Annotated in this window: 14 protein-coding genes and 1 pseudogene; 6 read left to right on the top strand and 9 right to left on the bottom strand. The window is 36.5% G+C overall.

What is annotated here, in order from left to right; all coding sequences use genetic code 11:
* Nucleotide 1 precedes the first annotated feature (1 nt).
* The 6 genes from speA to JCM17102_RS07820 all read right to left on the bottom strand — a co-directional run bounded on the left by speA (nt 2) and on the right by JCM17102_RS07820 (nt 9,680).
* Entirely contained in the window at nt 2-1,894 is a 1,893-nt protein-coding gene (gene speA, locus JCM17102_RS07850; protein WP_025074698.1) for a biosynthetic arginine decarboxylase, read from the bottom strand.
* 70 nt (nt 1,895-1,964) lie between these two features.
* Nucleotides 1,965-3,035 (bottom strand): hypothetical protein, encoded by a 1,071-nt coding sequence (locus JCM17102_RS07845; RefSeq protein WP_025074697.1) that lies wholly within the window; start codon nt 3,033-3,035, stop codon nt 1,965-1,967.
* A gap of 7 nt (nt 3,036-3,042) precedes the next feature.
* The gene (locus tag JCM17102_RS07840) at nt 3,043-4,809 is read right to left on the bottom strand and encodes an HSP90 family protein (RefSeq protein WP_025074696.1); all 1,767 of its coding nucleotides are present in this window, start codon (nt 4,807-4,809) and stop codon (nt 3,043-3,045) included.
* An 8-nt stretch (nt 4,810-4,817) separates the two neighbouring features.
* Entirely contained in the window at nt 4,818-7,313 is a 2,496-nt protein-coding gene (locus JCM17102_RS07835; protein ID WP_025074695.1) for a tetratricopeptide repeat protein, read from the bottom strand.
* Between the two features lie 158 nt (nt 7,314-7,471).
* The gene (locus JCM17102_RS07830; protein ID WP_025074694.1) at nt 7,472-7,999 is read right to left on the bottom strand and encodes a shikimate kinase; all 528 of its coding nucleotides are present in this window, start codon (nt 7,997-7,999) and stop codon (nt 7,472-7,474) included.
* 1,078 nt (nt 8,000-9,077) lie between these two features.
* Nucleotides 9,078-9,680, bottom strand: a complete 603-nt coding sequence (locus JCM17102_RS07820) for a nitroreductase family protein (protein WP_025074693.1) — start codon at nt 9,678-9,680, stop codon at nt 9,078-9,080.
* Nucleotides 9,681-9,823: 143 nt separating this feature from the next.
* On the opposite strand from JCM17102_RS07820, the gene JCM17102_RS07815 reads away from it, so the two are divergent.
* A complete protein-coding gene (locus JCM17102_RS07815) occupies nt 9,824-10,459 on the top strand; it encodes a ribonuclease H1 domain-containing protein (RefSeq protein WP_025074692.1) in 636 nt (211 codons plus the stop codon).
* 2 nt (nt 10,460-10,461) lie between these two features.
* On the opposite strand, the gene JCM17102_RS07810 is transcribed toward JCM17102_RS07815, so the two are convergent.
* The 3 genes and pseudogenes from JCM17102_RS07810 to JCM17102_RS26690 form a co-directional block, all read right to left on the bottom strand.
* Nucleotides 10,462-12,297, bottom strand: coding sequence for an ABC transporter ATP-binding protein (locus JCM17102_RS07810; protein WP_025074691.1), 1,836 nt, complete (start codon nt 12,295-12,297; stop codon nt 10,462-10,464).
* A 548-nt stretch (nt 12,298-12,845) separates the two neighbouring features.
* Nucleotides 12,846-13,553: an acyltransferase family protein gene (locus JCM17102_RS32395; RefSeq protein WP_025074690.1), complete on the bottom strand. Its 708-nt coding sequence runs from the start codon at nt 13,551-13,553 to the stop codon at nt 12,846-12,848.
* Between the two features lie 64 nt (nt 13,554-13,617).
* Nucleotides 13,618-14,493: pseudogene (locus JCM17102_RS26690) on the bottom strand (beta-1,6-N-acetylglucosaminyltransferase).
* A gap of 170 nt (nt 14,494-14,663) precedes the next feature.
* On the opposite strand from JCM17102_RS26690, the gene JCM17102_RS07790 reads away from it, so the two are divergent.
* The 5 genes from JCM17102_RS07790 (at nt 14,664) to JCM17102_RS07770 (ending at nt 19,379) form a co-directional block, all read left to right on the top strand.
* Nucleotides 14,664-15,776 carry a DegT/DnrJ/EryC1/StrS family aminotransferase gene (locus JCM17102_RS07790; RefSeq protein ID WP_025074689.1) on the top strand — a complete coding sequence of 371 codons (1,113 nt, stop codon included), beginning with the start codon at nt 14,664-14,666 and terminating at the stop codon, nt 15,774-15,776.
* Nucleotides 15,777-15,781: 5 nt separating this feature from the next.
* On the top strand, nt 15,782-16,474 hold the full coding sequence (locus JCM17102_RS07785; RefSeq protein ID WP_025074688.1) for a WbqC family protein: 693 nt from the start codon (nt 15,782-15,784) through the stop codon (nt 16,472-16,474).
* Nucleotides 16,475-16,559: 85 nt separating this feature from the next.
* Nucleotides 16,560-17,417 carry a hypothetical protein gene (locus tag JCM17102_RS26685; protein WP_051572837.1) on the top strand — a complete coding sequence of 286 codons (858 nt, stop codon included), beginning with the start codon at nt 16,560-16,562 and terminating at the stop codon, nt 17,415-17,417.
* Nucleotides 17,418-17,430: 13 nt separating this feature from the next.
* Entirely contained in the window at nt 17,431-18,426 is a 996-nt protein-coding gene (locus JCM17102_RS07775) for an NAD-dependent epimerase/dehydratase family protein (RefSeq protein ID WP_025074687.1), read from the top strand.
* Nucleotides 18,426-19,379: a glycosyltransferase gene (locus JCM17102_RS07770; RefSeq protein WP_025074686.1), complete on the top strand. Its 954-nt coding sequence runs from the start codon at nt 18,426-18,428 to the stop codon at nt 19,377-19,379. The genes JCM17102_RS07775 and JCM17102_RS07770 overlap by 1 nt, the downstream gene beginning before the upstream one ends.
* The last annotated feature ends 43 nt before the right edge of the window (nt 19,380-19,422 follow it).

Genomic DNA, 19,422 nt, shown 5'->3' with positions numbered 1-19,422 from the left:
CCTATTCCAAATAAGTATAACCATAAAGTCCCGAACGATAATTAGAAAGAAACTCTTTTCCCTCTTCCAAAGAAATTCGTCCTTCTTTTACTGATTTTGTAACCCATGTTTCAAGAGTACGAACCAACTTCTTCGGATTATATTGTACATAGTCCAAAACTTCTGCCACAGTTTCTCCATCAATTATCTGTTCGATATTATATCCCTTTTCATTCACAGAAACATGCACTGCATTCGTATCACCAAACAAATTGTGCATATCTCCCAAAATCTCCTGATAAGCTCCGACTAAAAAAACAGCAACATAATAAGGCTCCGACTTCTTCAGACTATGAACCGGCATATAATGCGCCACATTCCGGGTAGAAATAAAATTAGCGATCTTACCATCAGAGTCACAAGTTATATCTTGCAATGTAGCCGAGCGATCCGGTTTCTCATCCAACCGCTGAATCGGCATGATCGGGAATATCTGATCAATTGCCCAAGAGTCAGGAAGTGACTGGAACAAGGAGAAGTTACAGAAATATTTATCAGCCAACAACTTAGACAATCCACGAAATTCGTCGGGTGCATGTTTTAAACCTTCGGCAATCTGGTTGATCTCTCGTGTAATGGACCAATACAAACGTTCAATTTGCGCACGTGTTTTTAGATCCACAATTCCATGACTGAACAAGTCAAGTGCTTCCTCTCGAATTTGCTGAGCGTCATGCCATGCTTCCAACATTTTATTTTGATTCAATGTATCCCAGATGCTATACAATTCTTGCACCAATTCATGAGCATCTTCAGTAATCACTTCTTCATCGTCCCATTCAGGTAAAGTGGCAGTTTCCAACACCTCAAAGATAAGCACAGAGTGATGAGCAGTCAATGCGCGTCCACTCTCAGTAATTATATTCGGATGTGGGATACCATTTTTATCGCTGACATCTACCAAGGTAGAAATAGAGTCATTCACATATTCCTGAATGGAATAATTTACACTACCACCGTTATCAGAAGAACGAGTGCCATCATAATCAACTCCAAGTCCACCGCCAATATCCACAAATTCTACCTTAAAGCCCATTGCATGAAGTTGTACATAGAATTGAGATGCTTCACGTAAAGCAGTTTTGATACGACGAATCTTAGTGATCTGGCTACCAATATGAAAATGAATCAGTTTAAGACAATCTTTCAGTCCTTTACTTTCCATATAGTCGAGTGCTTCAAGAAGCTCACTGGAAGTTAATCCGAATTTGCTGGCATCCCCTCCGGATTCTTCCCATTTTCCACTGCCGGAAGAAGCCAGTTTAATACGAATGCCTATATTGGGTTGAACATTCAGCTGTTTCGCCATCTTAGCAATCAACTTTAATTCATTCATTTTCTCCACCACCAAGAAGATTCGTTTTCCCATCTTCTGAGCAAGTAAAGCTAACTCAATATAGCTCTCGTCTTTATAACCGTTGCAAACAATCAATGAGTCAGAATCCGTATTAACAGCAATTACAGCATGTAGTTCCGGCTTAGAACCAGCTTCCAATCCGAGATTGAATTTCTTACCGTGACTAATGATTTCCTCTACCACGGGGCGCATCTGATTTACTTTAATCGGATAGATAATAAAGTTCTCGGCTTTATAACCGTATTCTTCTGCTGCTTGTTTAAAGCAGGAAGACATCTTTTCAATACGGTTGTCCAATATATCCGGAAAACGCACCAGCATAGGGGTGGTTACATCACGCAACTGCAGTTCATCGACCAATTCTTTCAGATCGACGGCCACTCCATCTTTACGCGGTGTAACAACGACATGACCATTGTCATTAATACTAAAGTACGAGGTACCCCAACCTGTAATGTTGTAGAGTTCTTCAGAATCTTCAATACGCCACTTTCTCATTTTTCTGTTATTCAGTGTTTTTAGTAAATAATTAGTCGACAAAAATACAGATTTATCTACAGGTTGCCAATTAATTGAATATTATTTCTTTCAATCGGTCCATATATCCATTGTTTGCATTACGGGCATCATACCGGAGTGCTAAATCTTCAGCCTGACTATAAAAATAATCCCTCAATTCTTTCACATTATACACCCCTTCCGGGCAATACAATGGAAACTCTTCTGGTAGATTCAAGCTAACTTGCGGACGAGATTCGTATTTTAAGGCTTCTACCATATCACACGAAAACCGATATTTCTTCAATTGATTGGTTTGCAAACTCCAACCAATACAACGTTCGGCGTATTCCCATCCTCTTTTGGAATCTATCATGAAGTAATAGGCAATAAACAAACCCAGATAAAGTAACATATATTCATCCTTCTCTCGGCCAACCAATCCTTCTTCAGCACGCGTACACATATCGGCAGCAATCTCTGGTTTTCCTGCTTTTTGTGCATAATAAGCTAGTTTCAGGTATGCGCGCAAATTGGCTTCATAACAGGATGTCTGTTTGCTTATCAATGGTTGTGCCCGATTATAAGCCTCATCAAACTGTCCCGTCTCAAGATAATAGTCCAACATGAAGTTCAATTCACAAGCCTCACAAGACTGATCATCTATCTTTTCTGCCAACATTTTATCTATATATTCTTTAGCCAGATCATATTGACGCATTCGGGTATATTCCACTGACCACCGGTGATAATAACTCCGTAATGAATAACCATTTCTTTGAATGCGAGTCTTATAATCTGCTCCTACTGCTTTTATCTGCTCCATAGGGATATCCGGCAAGTCAAATGTACAAGCCCAGATCCATTTATATTTCCAAAGCAGATCATCCTCATTTATCTGATCTTTATGACTCTCATAATCATCCAGTATCTTCGAAAAAACAGCAATTTCTTCTGCGTCAGCAGAAAGGAGATTCAACTCGTAAATCAAATCCAAACGCATTTCTACTGCCCATGACACATCTTCATTCTCATCGGCAATCCGAATGGCTTCCTTCAGCAAACTAGCTTTCTCACGCGGATGTAAATTTTGGTTTTGTGTCTGCAACAACAATTTCTGTATTTCAAGTGTATATCTCATCGGTCATTTAATTCAAAAAGTTTATAAAATCATTCATTTTTGCAGTCATCAGTTCACATAGCGAATGGTTAAAAAGTTCCATTTCCTCACTGTTCACTGTATATTTACCTTGAAGGAGCGATTGCACATATAATATATGTACTACATGCTGGAACAGCTTATTATCATCCTGTATTTTCAACAATGTCTGCACCATCTCATTATCAGCATTAAAGGTTAAAGTCGGTGGAAGCTGTTTTCCCGAATTAACAGTGCCTAAAACAGCCATCAGAGGGTTGTTAGCAGATTTAGTTGTACTTTCTTTCTCTTCGGCAACAAATATAACCGGAGTATCTACGGGAGTGAAATGTTTCAAGCAACAGATACAGCCAAAGCGTTTCAACAATTCATTTGCCTTAGCTTCGAATGACCGATATTCTTTATTCGGTGCTACCTCACCAAACTGTTCCAATAAACGAGAAGGAGAAATCTCATCCAATGTTAGTTCCGGATTTAGACGAACATATTTTTTCAGTAAAGTTTCATCAAAAGTATAAGCTGCATTTACAACCAGCCATCCTTGTGCTCCTGCTATTCGTCGCACCTGCCGGAAATCTTCCAAATTTCGTGTATAGCAGATCACATTATTTACCGAACGGATATTTCCAAAGCTACGCATTCCCCTATTCGTCTCAAAAGGAAGATAATCCATAAACAAACGAAGCATTTCATTATCTTCCGACGCAATTGCTTTAATATGGAAATGATGAACTTCCAGCATCTTATTAAACATAGGACGGTCATTTTGAATCAATCCACGCAAATAATCTTTAATAGCTATTCCAATCTCCTTCCGGGCATCTTTCAATAAGTCATTGCTCACAAAAGATTCTCTTGACGCTGTAGACAATAGACCATCTGCATTAACTAGACAACGAATGAAGAATGCCCATGATGGAAGAAGATTACAGTCATCTTCGCTCAATAACATTCGCTTTAGATATACTTTATGAGAATTGCGTACGGAAAACTGAGTTCGAAAAGGTAAGACATATAATACTCCATCCACTTTCCCGCTTTCAGTATGTATACGAAACACATCTAAAGCAGATGAGTGAAAGACTTTTGCACCATGATCAAGCAGTTCTTTACGAGTTACTTTCGGATTCAACCATATCGGGCATGGCGTATTTATCAATTCTTCCTCTCCCTGATGATGCAAATAAATAGGATAAGGCAATATTTCACCATAATTGGTTAATATCTTCTTAAAACTTTCATAATCAAAGAGGTGAGTCCATTCATTTTTCGGATGTAAAATGACACGTGATCCTATGGCTAATTCTTCATCAGGAAAAGTCATCTGATATGTACCGTCTACCTTACCACACCAACAGACAGGTTGTCCGCCCATAGCCGATTGGCTCTCTACTTTAATTTCGTTTGTTACAACAAAGCATGATAGCAAACCAATACCAAATCTCCCAATAAAATCATCTGCATCAGGTGTATCCCGTTTCGAGCTTTCACCAATCACAGTAAGGAAACGATAAACCTCTTCTTCTTTTAGTCCGATGCCATTATCTTGAAACACGGTAGTTCCGTCTTCATTGAGAAATACATCAATACGACCATTATAACCCTCGTCGATATTACGTAACACCTTGATAGCATCCACACAATTTTGTAGCAGCTCGCGGACAAATGTATTTGGATTACTATAAATGTGTTCCGACAACAGGGCAATCATTCCTTTAAGATTGACCTGAAACAGATTATTATCTTCCTTCTCCATTCTTTTCGTTATTTTCTTCTTCCTGTGATTTTCAGCGCTTTCTCGTTGCCATTCTCTGCAGCTTTCTCAAACCATTCCATCGCAATCCCATCATTTTCTTCCACACCATTTCCCATCAGATAGGCATTGCCCAATTCAAACTGCGCTTTATCACTGCCATTTTCTGCTGCTTTTTGCAGCCATTGAATACCCGTAACAGGATCAGGAGTACATCCCTCACCATACATCATCATTTTACCCAAATAATAAGTTGCAGGTATACTTTCATTTCCAACTGCATCGTTAAACCAACGGTAAGCTTCTGTATAATTCTCTTTTACACCTACTCCATTGTAATAGCAAAGTCCGGTACGATACATACTCGTAACATTGCCATTATTTGCAGCAAGTGTATAATACTTAAAGGCTTCTGCCTCATTATCTTCTACACCGATTCCCATCTCATAACAGATACCTATACCTTCACTATACCATTCATATTCTGCAGCTTTTTTGAAATAGCCAAAAGCTTTTTCCGATTCATTCAGTTTATCGTAATCATACAAATAGTATTCACCCATACGAATCATAGCCAAAGGTATTTCATTAGCAATAGCTTTTTCATACCATTCTACTGCTTGCTTATTATCTTCCAGACATGGCCCGTAACCAAAGAGAAAATAATCTCCCATCTTAAATTGGGCATAACCATAGTCCATATCAGCTGCTTGCTTCATATATTCTACCGCCTTGTTAGGATTCTCTTCCACGCCACTACCATTCTCATAAGCCATTCCTAACTCTGTAAGACAACGAGGCTCTTCTCTTTCTGCTCCTTTGGCAAACCATTCCAACGCTTTGTCCATATTTTCGTCAATACCAAAACCATTCTTATAGCAACGTCCCAAAGCAAAAATAGCGTCCACATCACCAGCTTCCGCGGCTTTCTGATACCAGTTGAAGGCTTCCTCCAACTGGGGTTCACTGACAACCCCTTTTTCCATATAAAGGCCGATTCGATACATTGCATAAGGATATTCATCCTGAGCTGCTTTATGAAGTAGTTCAAAAGCTTTCTTATAATCTTTCTCTACTCCGTCACCGTTCTCATATAAAAAAGCAAGTTCTACCAACGCAAAACAAGCACCCATCTCAGCTGCTTTTTCATAATACTCCTTCGATTTCTCTGCATCTTTTACACCGGCATATCCATTAGCTAAATAAAGTGCCGCACGACAATACCCGTCCGCATTCCCTAATGAAGCTGCCTTTTCATAACTAGTCATCGCTTTCATATAATCGGGTTCTTCTGATAAGAATCCATGCTCATACATCCAGCCAAGCCGATATGCTGCATTTCCAGAACCCAAAGCCACTGCTTTTTCCAATAACTGACTGGCACGAGCAATATCTTGTTTTACCAGTTCTCCTTTGAAATAAACATTAGCAAGCCCCTCGTACCCCTCAACATAATTATCCTCCACACAGCGTTCCATGCACATTAATCCACGTTCAACGTTCTTATAGTCATCATTATAAAGATAAATCAAGGCTAACTCGTATGCGCTATAAGACTCACCATAAAGCATCCCTTTTTCCAGCCACTCAATAGCTTTAGGCATATCCAGCCACTCCTCTTCCTGATAATTAAACCCCAGGAAATTAGCAGCAGACCATACACCTGCATGCCAGGCTTTCTCCCACAATTCAAAAGCTAACTCTTTCGGCTTACCAAGCTCTGGATAGCGGAAATAAAGGGTTGCCAAGTTTTTAAGTGAATATAAATTAGGAACTATTTCCAAAGACTTCTCGAAGTAAGCAGCTTCTTCTGCCACATTCCCTTCTTCCCGATCGAGCATATCGCCCAAAGCAGCATATATATGCGCACGCAAACGATGTCCTTCCGGGAGTTCGCCAAGCAATTCCTGACGCATATCCAAAGCCTTTTCCTTATTTCCGGTAAATTCTTCTATAAAAGCATGATAATATTTTCCCCAGTAGATAGCCTCGGGAGAAGAAAGAGCAGCAAAACGACGTTCGCCCTCTTTCTGATCTTGATCGCAATAAAATCCCATATAAAACCAATAAGCAACGGTAGCCTCCGCTTCCGCCCAACCCATTGCAGCTGCTTTCTCATAATATGGAAAAAGATATTTCATATCACGTACCCCATAACGAGCTTCGGAATACTGAGCACCTTTCTGCGCCCATCCCGCTCCGCTAAACTCTGCTACCCGGTCACACACCTGCATCACTTTCCCCCACCAGAAAGCATATTCTTCCTCATTCAAGTCAACTTCTACATTACAATCGAACGCACTGAATATGAGTTCAAAAAAATGTTCAGTCAGTTTCTCATCCTCCTTGGTATCTAGCGCATACTCACATACGGCAAGTGCTTCCCACCAATTTTCAGCATTCAACAAAGAAGTAGTTGTATATTTAGGAAACCATTCTGCCGCAGGTTTCCCGGATATTTTTATCCGATCGGATAGTTCCTCGAATCTCTCTTGTAAAGTTCTCATGATTATTAGTTTTATCTCACTTTGTTAGTAATAACATACAACGAGCAATGAAGCCGTATTGCGAGTGCAATTTACTAATATTGACTGAATGAACAAAAAAAGAGAACCCAAAAAGGACATGGACAACCCAAAATAGTTCTTAGTTATCCCCTTATAGTCTATAATCCCAGCAATTCCTGCAAACGTTTCACCGAAGCTTCAATTTGGTGACGATCTTCCAATTCTTCAGCATTGAAAATATACTGAGCTTGTGTATAAAATGAGGACCTTCTTTCAAGCGCCTGAATAATAAACGCTTTCAGTTCATCATCCTGTTTTCCTTGAAGAATAGGACGTTGTTGTTTGGCAATACGCAAACGACGAAAAAGAATATCCGGATGAACATCCAGAAAAACAGTCTTTCCTGCTCGATTCATAAACTCCATGTTATCAAAAAAACAAGGAGCACCTCCTCCTGTAGAAATAACCACATTCTCAAACTCGGCTACCTCATGAAGCATATTTCTTTCTAACTCCCGGAAACCAGCTTCACCACGTTCTATGAACAACTCTCCTACAGTTTTATGAAAACGTTCTTCAATATACCAATCCAAATCAATGAATGGTATATTGAGCTTACGGGCAAATGCTTTACCTAAGGTTGTTTTACCGGCACCCATATAACCGGTCAGGAATATACGAACCATAAATGACTAATTTTGCTCACAAAATTAATCATTTAATGGATAATGGATAATGAATAATGAATAATTCTCAACTGAGATACAAGATTTGACTTTGCTATGCCTCACTTTTCGCTATTTTTTATTATTCAATATATAGTGATTATATAGATACTTGTCTATAAATAGAGTGTATTACTCTTCGGTTGTATAAGATAAACAAACTTACGCCTCATACTTAGAACAATTAATTTATATCTCGAACAAAAACGCGAAACGAATGAAAACCAAAAATTTGAGTTCTGGAGCTTAGAGAAAAAAAGTGGTTATTTATTGTCATTTGTCACTTTCCGGCATTAAACCTCTGATAATCAATAACAATTTGATGATAATAAATAGATGACAATAGAGTGACAATAAAAGTTCAAGACATCTCTATTGTCACTTTTATCTTGCTATTTAATCGGTTAACAATCTAATATCCAGCACATAAACACATAATTCTATAATTATTTCCCGAGTCATAAGATACAATTTAAAAGACGTCAAGTTGAGAGTTTGCCACTCCATTCACATCGGGTTTGCTCATAAAACCATAATGTGCAACCATTACATTACTTGTTTTTTTATAAATTGCTAGAAATGCTACCTCAACCGATAAGGCATAGAGTAGAACAAATACTGCTAACCTTAACATACAGACAAGGCTCGACTAGTGTCTTTCGCAAGGAATATATTCTCGTTTCACGTACGTGAACCATTCGGATGATGTACGAAAGCCCAAAGGATCACGTACATGGAACCATGGGAGCATGTACGTAAAACGATACTTTATCCTCTCAAAAAGATATTAACTGAAGCTTCAAAACAACCAAGCAAACGGTTTATTGTCTTTTATATATAGGAGATTACGCAATTATACACGCAACTATTTAACTGAAATATAAAGATAAGTACTATACTATAATTAGTTGATATTATACTATATTATAAATCAAATTTATCTGTTATCCAGTACGAAGCGAAGAATGACGAAGCGAAATGATAACAGATTTTAGTCCTGACACCCTTCTAGCATTTAATACCTCAATTTCTTAGATATTTATCTAAAAATCTTCACCCGGTCTTCCAATGGCAAATATTCTTTTTCACCCGGTCCTTGAACAGGAGTTCCGAATGGCATTTCCGCAATCAAATGCCAATGTTCCGGTAAATGCCAAGTACGTCGTACTTCATCATCAATCAACGGATTATAATGTTGCAAGGATACTCCCAAACCAACATCTTCGAGCATTGTCCAGATAACAAATTGATGCATCCCTGAAGTCTGGAATGACCATTCCGGGAATTTATCCTGATAAGCAGGAAAAGCCTTCTGTAGCTCTTTTACAATGAGTTGATCTTCAAAGAAAAGTACTGTGCCATATCCGCAAGCAAACGAATGGTCTATTTTCTCTTCCGTTTTCACAAAAGCTTCCTCCGGTACAATCTTCTTCAATGTATCTTTTACTATTTGCCATAATTTCTTATGCGACTCACCTAACAATAGTACTACGCGAGTAGTCTGAGAATTAAAAGCAGATGGTACATTTCGTACTGCTGTATTAACGATACACTCTATTTCTTCATCCGAAATAGGTGATTGGTTGGTGATTGAATAGTAAGTCCGACGATGTTTCACGGCTTCGCCAAAAGTTCTTTCCATTATAGCTCCTTTCTTTATATGGTTTATTCTGATATTCATAAACTATTGTCTTTTTATAACAAGTATCTTCTACAACTTGTTCGATTTTAGAATATATTTGTACCTTCGCAGAAATAATGTGCAGAATTGATCAATTATTATCTATGGGTAAGCAGAAATACTATGTAGTATGGGAAGGCGTTACACCCGGGATTTATACATCCTGGACAGAATGTCAGCTTCAAATAAAAGGGTATGATGGTGCAAAATACAAATCATTTGATACTAGAGAAGAGGCAGAACATGCCATAGCAACATCACCATACGTTTATATCGGAAAGAATGCCAAGAAAAAATCTGAAAACGAAAAGAAAAATCCAGAGATTTTACCTGCTGCAGTAATCGATAATAGCTTAGCTGTTGATGCAGCTTGCAGTGGTAATCCTGGCCCTATGGAATATCGTGGAGTACACATAGCAAGCAGACAGGAAATTTTTCACTTTGGCCCAATGAAAGGAACTAATAATATAGGTGAATTTCTAGCAATCGTACACGGTCTGGCTTTATTAAAACAAAAAGGATTTGATATGCCAATTTATAGTGATAGCGTAAATGCTATCAGTTGGGTACGACAGAAGAAATGTAAAACCAAACTTCCCCGAACAGAAGAAACTGAACAATTGTTCCTATTGATAGAACGGGCAGAAAAGTGGCTTAAAGAAAACACTTACACTACCCGTATTATGAAATGGGAGACCAAAGAATGGGGAGAAATTCCCGCAGACTTTGGCCGAAAATAAAATTATAGTTGCTGCATATCGTGCAGTCTCTTATAATAACCGTCTAATTCGATCAACTCTTCATGTCTACCACGCTCTACAATCTCCCCTTCATAGAGTACACAAATTTCATCTGCATTCTTAATAGTTGATAGACGGTGAGCGATCGCAATTGTAGTACGTGTTTTCATCAGTCGTTCTAACGCTTCTTGCACCAGACGTTCGGACTCTGTATCAAGAGCAGAAGTCGCTTCATCCAAAATCAGAATAGGTGGATTCTTCAATATAGCACGTGCAATACTAATACGTTGCCGCTGACCACCGGATAGTTTTCCACCACGATCGCCAATATTGGTATTATATCCTTCTGGTTTCTCCATAATAAAATCATGTGCATTCGCTATTTTAGCAGCTTCTACTACTTGTTCCATCGTGGCATTTTCCACCCCGAAAGCGATGTTATTAAAGAAGGTATCGTTAAACAAAATGGCCTCTTGATTCACATTGCCAATCAAAGTACGCAAATCCGCAATACGAACGTCTTTAATACTTGTACCATCAATAGTAATCGTTCCTTCTTGCACGTCATGGTAACGGGGTAACAGATCTACCAACGTAGACTTTCCGGAACCGGATTGTCCAACCAGCGCAATCGTTTGTCCCTTAGGCACCGTTAAATTAACGTGTTTCAGGACTTCCCTCTTACCATCATAGCTAAACGAGATATCTTTAAATTCAATCCTATCATTCAATCCTTTCAAGGGTTTAGGATTAGCGATCTCTTTGATATTATTCTCAGCTTTTAGAATCTTATCCACGCGTTCCATTGAAGCTAACCCCTTTGGAATATTATATCCGGCTTTAGCAAAATCTTTCAACGGATTGATAACGCTATATAAGATTACCATATAATAGATAAACTTGGAAGCACTCAATGTAGAACCTTCAGATAAGATCAACGATCCACCGAACCACAGTACAGCCACAATTAAAATCGTCCCCAAAAACTCACTCAACGGATGTGCCAATACTTGACGCATAGCCACTCTGTTGGAAGCATCACGTAGTTCGTTACTGCATTTCGTAAAACGATTAATCATACGATCTTCTGCAATAAATGCTTTGATTATACGTAAACCACCTAAAGTTTCCTCCAATTGGGACATCGAATCACTCCATTTCGATTGCGCTTCCAATGACTGGCGTTTCAGCTTCCTACCCACTTTACCCATCAGCCATCCCATTCCGGGCAATACCAATATCGTGAAGAGAGTCAGTTGCCAACTTAATATAATTAGTGTAGTGAAATAAATAAGAATCATGATGGGATTCTTCAACAGCATATCCAATGAACTGGTAATAGAGTTCTCCACCTCACCAACATCACCACTCATACGCGCAATAATATCTCCCTTTCTCTCTTCGGAAAAGAAGCTTAATGGAAGACGCATTACTTTGGCATAAACTGTAATACGAATATCACGAACCACACCTGTACGCAACGGAATCATTACTGCCGATGATGCAAAATAACAGGCTGTTTTCAACAATGTCATCACTGTTAATCCAATTCCTAACAATAACAACACTTGCCCAGGTCCTCCAGCCTGAATCATATCCGTTACATAATAATAAAAGTTATTTTTCAATACTACGTCAAACTTGTCCGTCCCCCACTCCATATAGTGATAGACTTCTGGATTTTCTTCAGTTTTGAATAAGATATTCAAGATTGGAATCAACAAAGAAAATGAGAACACATTAAAGACAGCAGACAAGATGTTCAGCACGACAGCCCATCCAATGAACCTTTTATAGGGCCACAAAAAGCGTCGCATTAATTGTAGAAATTCCTTCATTATTGATAATTAAATGAGTTAAGGTCGCAAAGATACAACAAAAACCACTTAATAGATGAAAGTTTCCCACAATTATTAATATCAATTATCGAAAAAGAGGAATTAAAAATACTATTTGTTCTTGTAACTGGGAAATATTGCCACCCAATAGTATTCTGGACACATCTTGACCAAACCATCTAGTATAGATAGATATAGTTCCCCAGAAGTAGTGTATTCAGAAAAGCAAAACATCAGATTTTCATTCAAAAGACTCAGAATAGTCGCCCCTACACATTTTCGCTATATAGCTGGATTTTTCAGTTTATTCAGTGTTCCCTACCTAAACAAAGGCAACTAATACCTTTTTTTACCGGCAACGTACCTTATTATAAATATACTCATAAACCATTCCAAAACACAAAGCACTGAGTATAGCCAAAGGTACTTTCAATATCCCGCAATGAGAATATAAAGACAAGAAGATACAATGAAGCATATAAATATAAATACAGTACTTAGCTAAAAAAACAATGGCTTTCAACGAGAAAAGTCTGGTTAAACAAGTTTCAACATTCAGGTAGAAATAAAAAATAAAAAAGCGAATGTAAAATGGCTGAAGTATTTCCAAACACACGATACCTTAAAAACAAAAGATAAACACAAATTATAATAATATTAGCATATATATTCTTCACGAAAATCCTATTACTATTATTTGCAATCTGCCTCAATGTGACACCTATGCTATACTCTACCAATCTAAAAACAGGTGAAACATATATGAACCAGGTAGCGTACTCTCCACTAACAAATTTACATAAAGCCCAAATTATAAAAAACAGTAATATCAAAAAGAGCTTTTTATCTTTTATTTTCAATATCACTTTATAGACTACCGGACTTAAAGCGTAACAAAACATCAAAGAAGATAAGAACCAAGCAACACCATTATAATTAAAAAACTCAAAGCCTTTTTCCGGTATATACGATTGCAACAATAACAAATGGGGTATTATATCCCAGTGTACAGATAAATGAAGAACGACGACAGCAAGTATGACAGACAGCCACTGCAAAGGCAACATGGAAGAAATCTTGTTCCACATATAATCTCGATATCTCACGCAAGTTTCTCCTTTATAGAAGAAGCCGGAAATTACAAAAAAGAAAGAACATAAATCTGCCCCTTCACCCAGAATTGGCATTCCGGCATGCATAAAAACAATAGATAATACAAATAGCAATTTAAGCCCTTGAAATTGTTCTGTCTTCATTTTATTTCAAAATTCATATATTTATTAGCGGCTTCTCATTCTCTAAAAACTCATAAGGTAATATTCAAGAAAACAGTTCCTTCACTTTCATCACAATCTCCATATCATCAGAACTAAATTTTCTAGCAAATAAATCGTCGGATTCAAGCAGCAATGACAAATCTTCCTTTTTCCACACATAAGGGTCTCCCCTAGTCCAGTCTATCGCACGAATCCCATTACCGGCATCTCGATTCACTCTGTATATTTTATCTCGTAAGGGAGAATTCCACAAAATGGAATGAAGAAAAATCTCATCACCACAACAAACATACTTAAAACGCTTTAAAATAAATTTCTTCTTTTCCAGTAAAATTGTCACCAAATCATTAGATATACTAACCCAGTTCGAACCTTTTTTAAAATCGATTTCATAAGGACGACAGTAATGATACTTCTTCTGCAAATTCAGGAACTTTTGTCGAAAACGTTTCTACTTTTTTCGAAAACGAGGAGGTATCTTATAATATCTAGTAAATAAATGATAGTTGGACATTTTCCATTCAAGATCCTTCAGATTTGCCTCGCCTTGAGAGTAAGCAACAAACTCATACCCCTTATTCTTTTCAAAAAATTCATGGATATAATCCTGAGATTTTATGGGTAAATCCACTCCTGACAATAAATGATAATAATCATAGGGACCTTTCATTCTGGCCGTTTCAAACATTAACATCTCAACCTTTACCACACTAATATCTCCCCATCTGACATCGAGGCGATGTTCCAGTAAGAAAAGACGGGCATGCTTCAGTATAAATAAATCCTTATCTAGTGACTTTATATCCACTTTTTTATCGATATGCAAAAAAATATCATTTCTTTTATCATCAAGCATAGAAAGCAGTACCTTCAACAATTGAAATTCATTGTGAGCAATCAGTAAAAAAGCATGTCGCATGACCTTAATTTTTGAAATTAATGATAAAATTAAACTGTACAAAGATACACAATCAACCAATCATAAGAAAAAAATAGTTACTAAAGTTACATAATATGTTTTGATAGCTTTTATAATCTATTTATCTTTGTCCATTACATCTTAAAGAATAGAATAAATAAAGATAAAAGATGAATGATAAACCCATATATGTAACTTCCCCCTTATTACCATCTCTAGATGACTTCACATCATCCTTAAAAGAAATCTGGGAAAGTAAAATACTAACCAATAACGGTAGTTTCCATAAAAAGCTTGAAACAGAATTGGCTACTTATCTAAAAGTACCTTATCTTTGTTTATTTACCAACGGAACTTTACCTCTAATCACAGCTTTACAAGCATTGCGTATAACCGGTGAAGTGATTACTACTCCTTTCAGTTTCGTTGCAACGACTCATTCTCTCTGGTGGAACGGCATCAAACCTGTTTTTGTAGATATAGATCCCAATACCTGTAACCTTAATCCGGAAAAAATAGAAGCGGCCATCACTCCACGAACAACAGCTATTATGCCTGTGCATGTATATGGAAAGCCATGTGATACAGAAAGAATTCAAGAAATAGCAGATAAATATGGTTTAAAAGTTATTTATGATGCAGCCCACGCCTTTGGCGTCGAAGTTAATGGGGAAAGTATATTAAAGACAGGAGATATGTCTACTTTAAGTTTCCATGCAACTAAAGTCTATAATACCTTAGAAGGAGGAGCATTGATCGTACATGACGAACAAACGAAGAAACGCATTGATTATTTGAAAAACTTTGGTTTTGCCAATGAAACAGAAGTTGTCGCTCCGGGAATTAATAGTAAAATGGACGAGGTACGTGCAGCATTCGGTTTACTCAACCTAAAATCAGTCGACCAGGCAATTGAAGCTCGTCATCAAGTCGCTATCAAATACCGTACAGCATTACAAGACATAACTGGTATAACTTTCTTCGATGATATGCCCAATGTACGCCATAACTATTCCTACTTTCCAATTTTCGTAGACGAAGAAAAATATGGGATGACACGAGATGAACTTTATTTTAAAATGAAAGAGCAAAATGTATGGGGAAGACGATACTTCTATCCTCTCATCAGTACATTTTCTACTTATAGAGGACTAGAATCGGCACGACCGGAGAACTTACCTATCGCCACTCAAATGGCTAATAAAGTTATTTGTTTGCCGATGCATCATGCATTAACACCAGAAAATATAGAAAAAATTATATCTGTAATCATTAAAAAGTAAAAAATATGACCGTAGGAATCATGCAACCTTACTTTATGCCTTACATTGGTTACTTTCAATTAATAAAATCAGTTGATAAATATGTGGTATACGATGATGTTAATTATATAAAAGGGGGATGGGTCAGCCGAAATAATCTATTAATAAATGGTGAAAAGCAAATGTTCACTATCGTATTAAAAGGTGCGAGTCCTAATAAGTTATTTAATGAAATAGAAATTGGAGATGATTTTAAAAAATTAATGAAAACGCTCCATATAAACTATTCTAAATCAAGCAATTTTGAAGAAACAATGGCATTAATGGAAAAAATAATATCATTTCCCAACAAACAATTGCCACTTTTTATAGCTAATAGCTTTCGCGAGATACTTGGTTATTTATCAATAGATACGGAAATCATTATGTCATCAAACATACAAAAAGATAACACGTTAAAGGGAAAAGACAAAGTATTGAATATTTGCAATATATTAGGAGCAGACACTTACTATAATGCCATTGGAGGACAAGAGTTATATAGTAAAAAAGAATTCAAAGAACATAACATCACTTTAAGTTTCATCGAAACAATAATACAACCGTATACCCAAATGCATAACAAGGACTTTGTTCCAGGACTGTCAATCATTGATGTTTTGATGAATAATTCAAAACAAAACGTTAATCTATTACTTGATTCATTTGTTCTAAGATGAAACCTATAGGAGGATATTTCGAACTGGAGTTTCGGGAAGGTGAGCATTATCATAAAAATGCTATAAAGCTAAGTACAGCTCGCCAATGCTTGGAATATATACTGCTTGCAAGAAAATACAAAAAAATAAATATTCCATATTATACCTGCGATGTATTATTAGAGCCTATAAAAAATTAGGTGTTGAATATAATTTCTATCATATCAATGAAATGTTGGAACCTATATTTGATAAAGTCTTGGATAAAGATGAAGCTCTCTTATATACAAATTATTTTGGATTAAAGCAAAATACTGTCCTATCATTATCCAAACAATACAAAAATCTGATTGTAGATAATGCCCAAGCCTTTTTTTCCTCTCCTGTAAAGCATACCGACACTTTTTATTCAGCACGCAAATTTTTTGGAGTACCAGACGGAGCATATCTATATACAGATTATCCATTAGACAAGAAATTCCCACCGTATGTCCCGAATTTACACACAAAACACTTAGTAGGAAGACTAGTTCATACTGCCGAAATGTATTATAATGATTATAAAGAAAGCGAGTGTGCTTTCTCTAATATGGAAATACATAGTATGTCTATCCTTAGTGAGCACATATTAAAGGCTTTAGATTATCAGCAAATAATTCAAAGAAGACGAGAAAATTATATGATATTATCTCATCATTTGAACAACTTGAATAAAATAAAATTCAACATTTCCGACACAGATGATGTCCCAATGGCATACCCTTTTTGGAATGATAAAGTGAATCTTAGACATAGTCTGATATCTCAGAAGATTTTTATCCCTAAATACTGGCAATGCGTCTTTGAATGGACTACTGCACAAGATATTGAGACTGAGTTCACAGAAAGGCTCTACCCTATCCCTATTGACCAACGATACAAAGAAAAAGAAATGAATTATATAATTGACCATATATTGGAATAATAAACTTACTGTTATGAAAAAGAAAATAATTATTTTTGGCGCTACTGGAAATGTAGGTTCTTATTTATTGAAATATGCACTAGAATATTTTAATAAGGATGAGTATGAAGTGATTGCTTCCGGTCGTCGCAAAACGGATTTCTTCACCAAACGTGGTATTGAGTATTATTCCATTGATTTGACAAAAGCCTCTGATTTTGAGCAATTACCGACAGAGAATGTATTCGCAGTGATGCTTTTGTCTGCTCAAATACCCTCTTATATGAACACTTATGAACCTAAAAAGTATATAGACTCTATAATAACAGGGGGATTTAATGTATTGGAATATTGTCGTAAAAATCATGTAGACCGTATTCTCTATACACAAACAGTTTTTGATGTCTCTTTATACCCACATGACGTTATTCTCAAACCAGATATTACTCCTAATTTTAGCTATACAGGCGACCATGCCATTTATGTTATAGCTAAAAATACCATGCTAGAATTATTAAAGCACTATTATCAGGAATTTGGTTTGAAAAAATTCATATTCCGACTTCCAACCATATATAATTATAGTCCTTATCCATACTATTATCCTAACGGAATAAAGACAAAACGACCTATATACCAAATGATAGAAAAAGCTCAAAACGGAGAACCATTAGAAATATGGGGGGACCCACATTACGCAAAAGACATGGTGCATGTTTATGATTTTAGCCAAATGTTATGTAAAGCAGTTGAAGTCCAACAGGAAACAGGATTTTACAATGTAGGTACAGGAATACCTATCACAATAGAAGAACAAATTTTCACTATTATTGATGTCTTTTCTCCTAGTTCTCATCCTTCTCCGGTTATTTACCGACCCGACAAAATATGTGGAGGTGGTTTTTTAATGGATATTAGTAATGCCAAAGAGGAATTAGGTTATGTACCTCTGTACAATTGCCATAAATTATTTGAAGACTATAAGCAAGAAATGGAGATTAATCGTTTTGCAGAACTAAGATTAGCTTAATGGACAACTCAATTACAGTCACAATTTGTTGCCTGACATACAACCATGAGAATTTTATCAGGCAGTGTTTAGATGGTTTTATGATACAGAAAACCAACTTTCATTTTGAAGTATTAGTTCATGATGATGCATCTACAGATAAAACACAAGAAATCATTCGTGAATACGTAGCCATTTATCCTGACATCATCAAACCTATTTTACAAGAAAAGAATCAATATTCAAAAGGAATTAGAACAATACTCGCCTCTTTCTGCTATCCGAAAGCCAAAGGAAAATATATAGCATTATGTGAAGGAGACGACTATTGGATTGATCCTCTCAAACTTCAAAAGCAAATAGATTTCTTAGAGAATCATCCTGAGTATGCCATGGTCTATACCCGTAGTAATGTGTACAACCAAAGTAAATGCAAAATGGAGGATAATTTAATTGGCCGTGAGTTTAATGATTTCAATGACTTACTAATTATCAATCGTATCCCAACCTTAACAACCTGTATACGTACAAACGTCCTGATGGAGTATACAAATGATATTAAACCAGAGAAACATAATTGGCTAATGGGAGATTACCCGATGTGGCTATGGATAGCATATCATTATAAAATAAAATTTTTCCCGGAAGCTACCACTGTATATCGGGATTTACCTGAATCCGCCAGTCATTCACAAGACTTACAGAAACGGGAAAGATTCGCTTTGTCTGTTATTGATATAACAACATTTTATATTAAAAAATTTGATATAGTTCCATCAAAAGAATATTGGGAAGCGGTAAATGCGTCCTATTATCATTATTACGACACCTACATACGTAAAGGAAATTATAAGAAAGCTAGACATTACGCAAAAATCATAGATCTTAATTATGTAACAGACCGTATGCGGAAAAAAGTGCGCTTATTCCCTATTAGATATATCAAATTTAAAATACGAACTCTATTTAATTGATATACCCTCTCTCCAAATTAGAGCTTTTAAAGAGGAAACAAAA

The organism is Bacteroides faecichinchillae JCM 17102 (genome assembly GCF_000614145.1).
Lineage (GTDB): Bacteria > Bacteroidota > Bacteroidia > Bacteroidales > Bacteroidaceae > Bacteroides > Bacteroides faecichinchillae.
The sequence above is the reverse complement of the archived record's forward strand: the minus strand, read 5'-3'. Positions and strand labels throughout refer to the sequence as shown.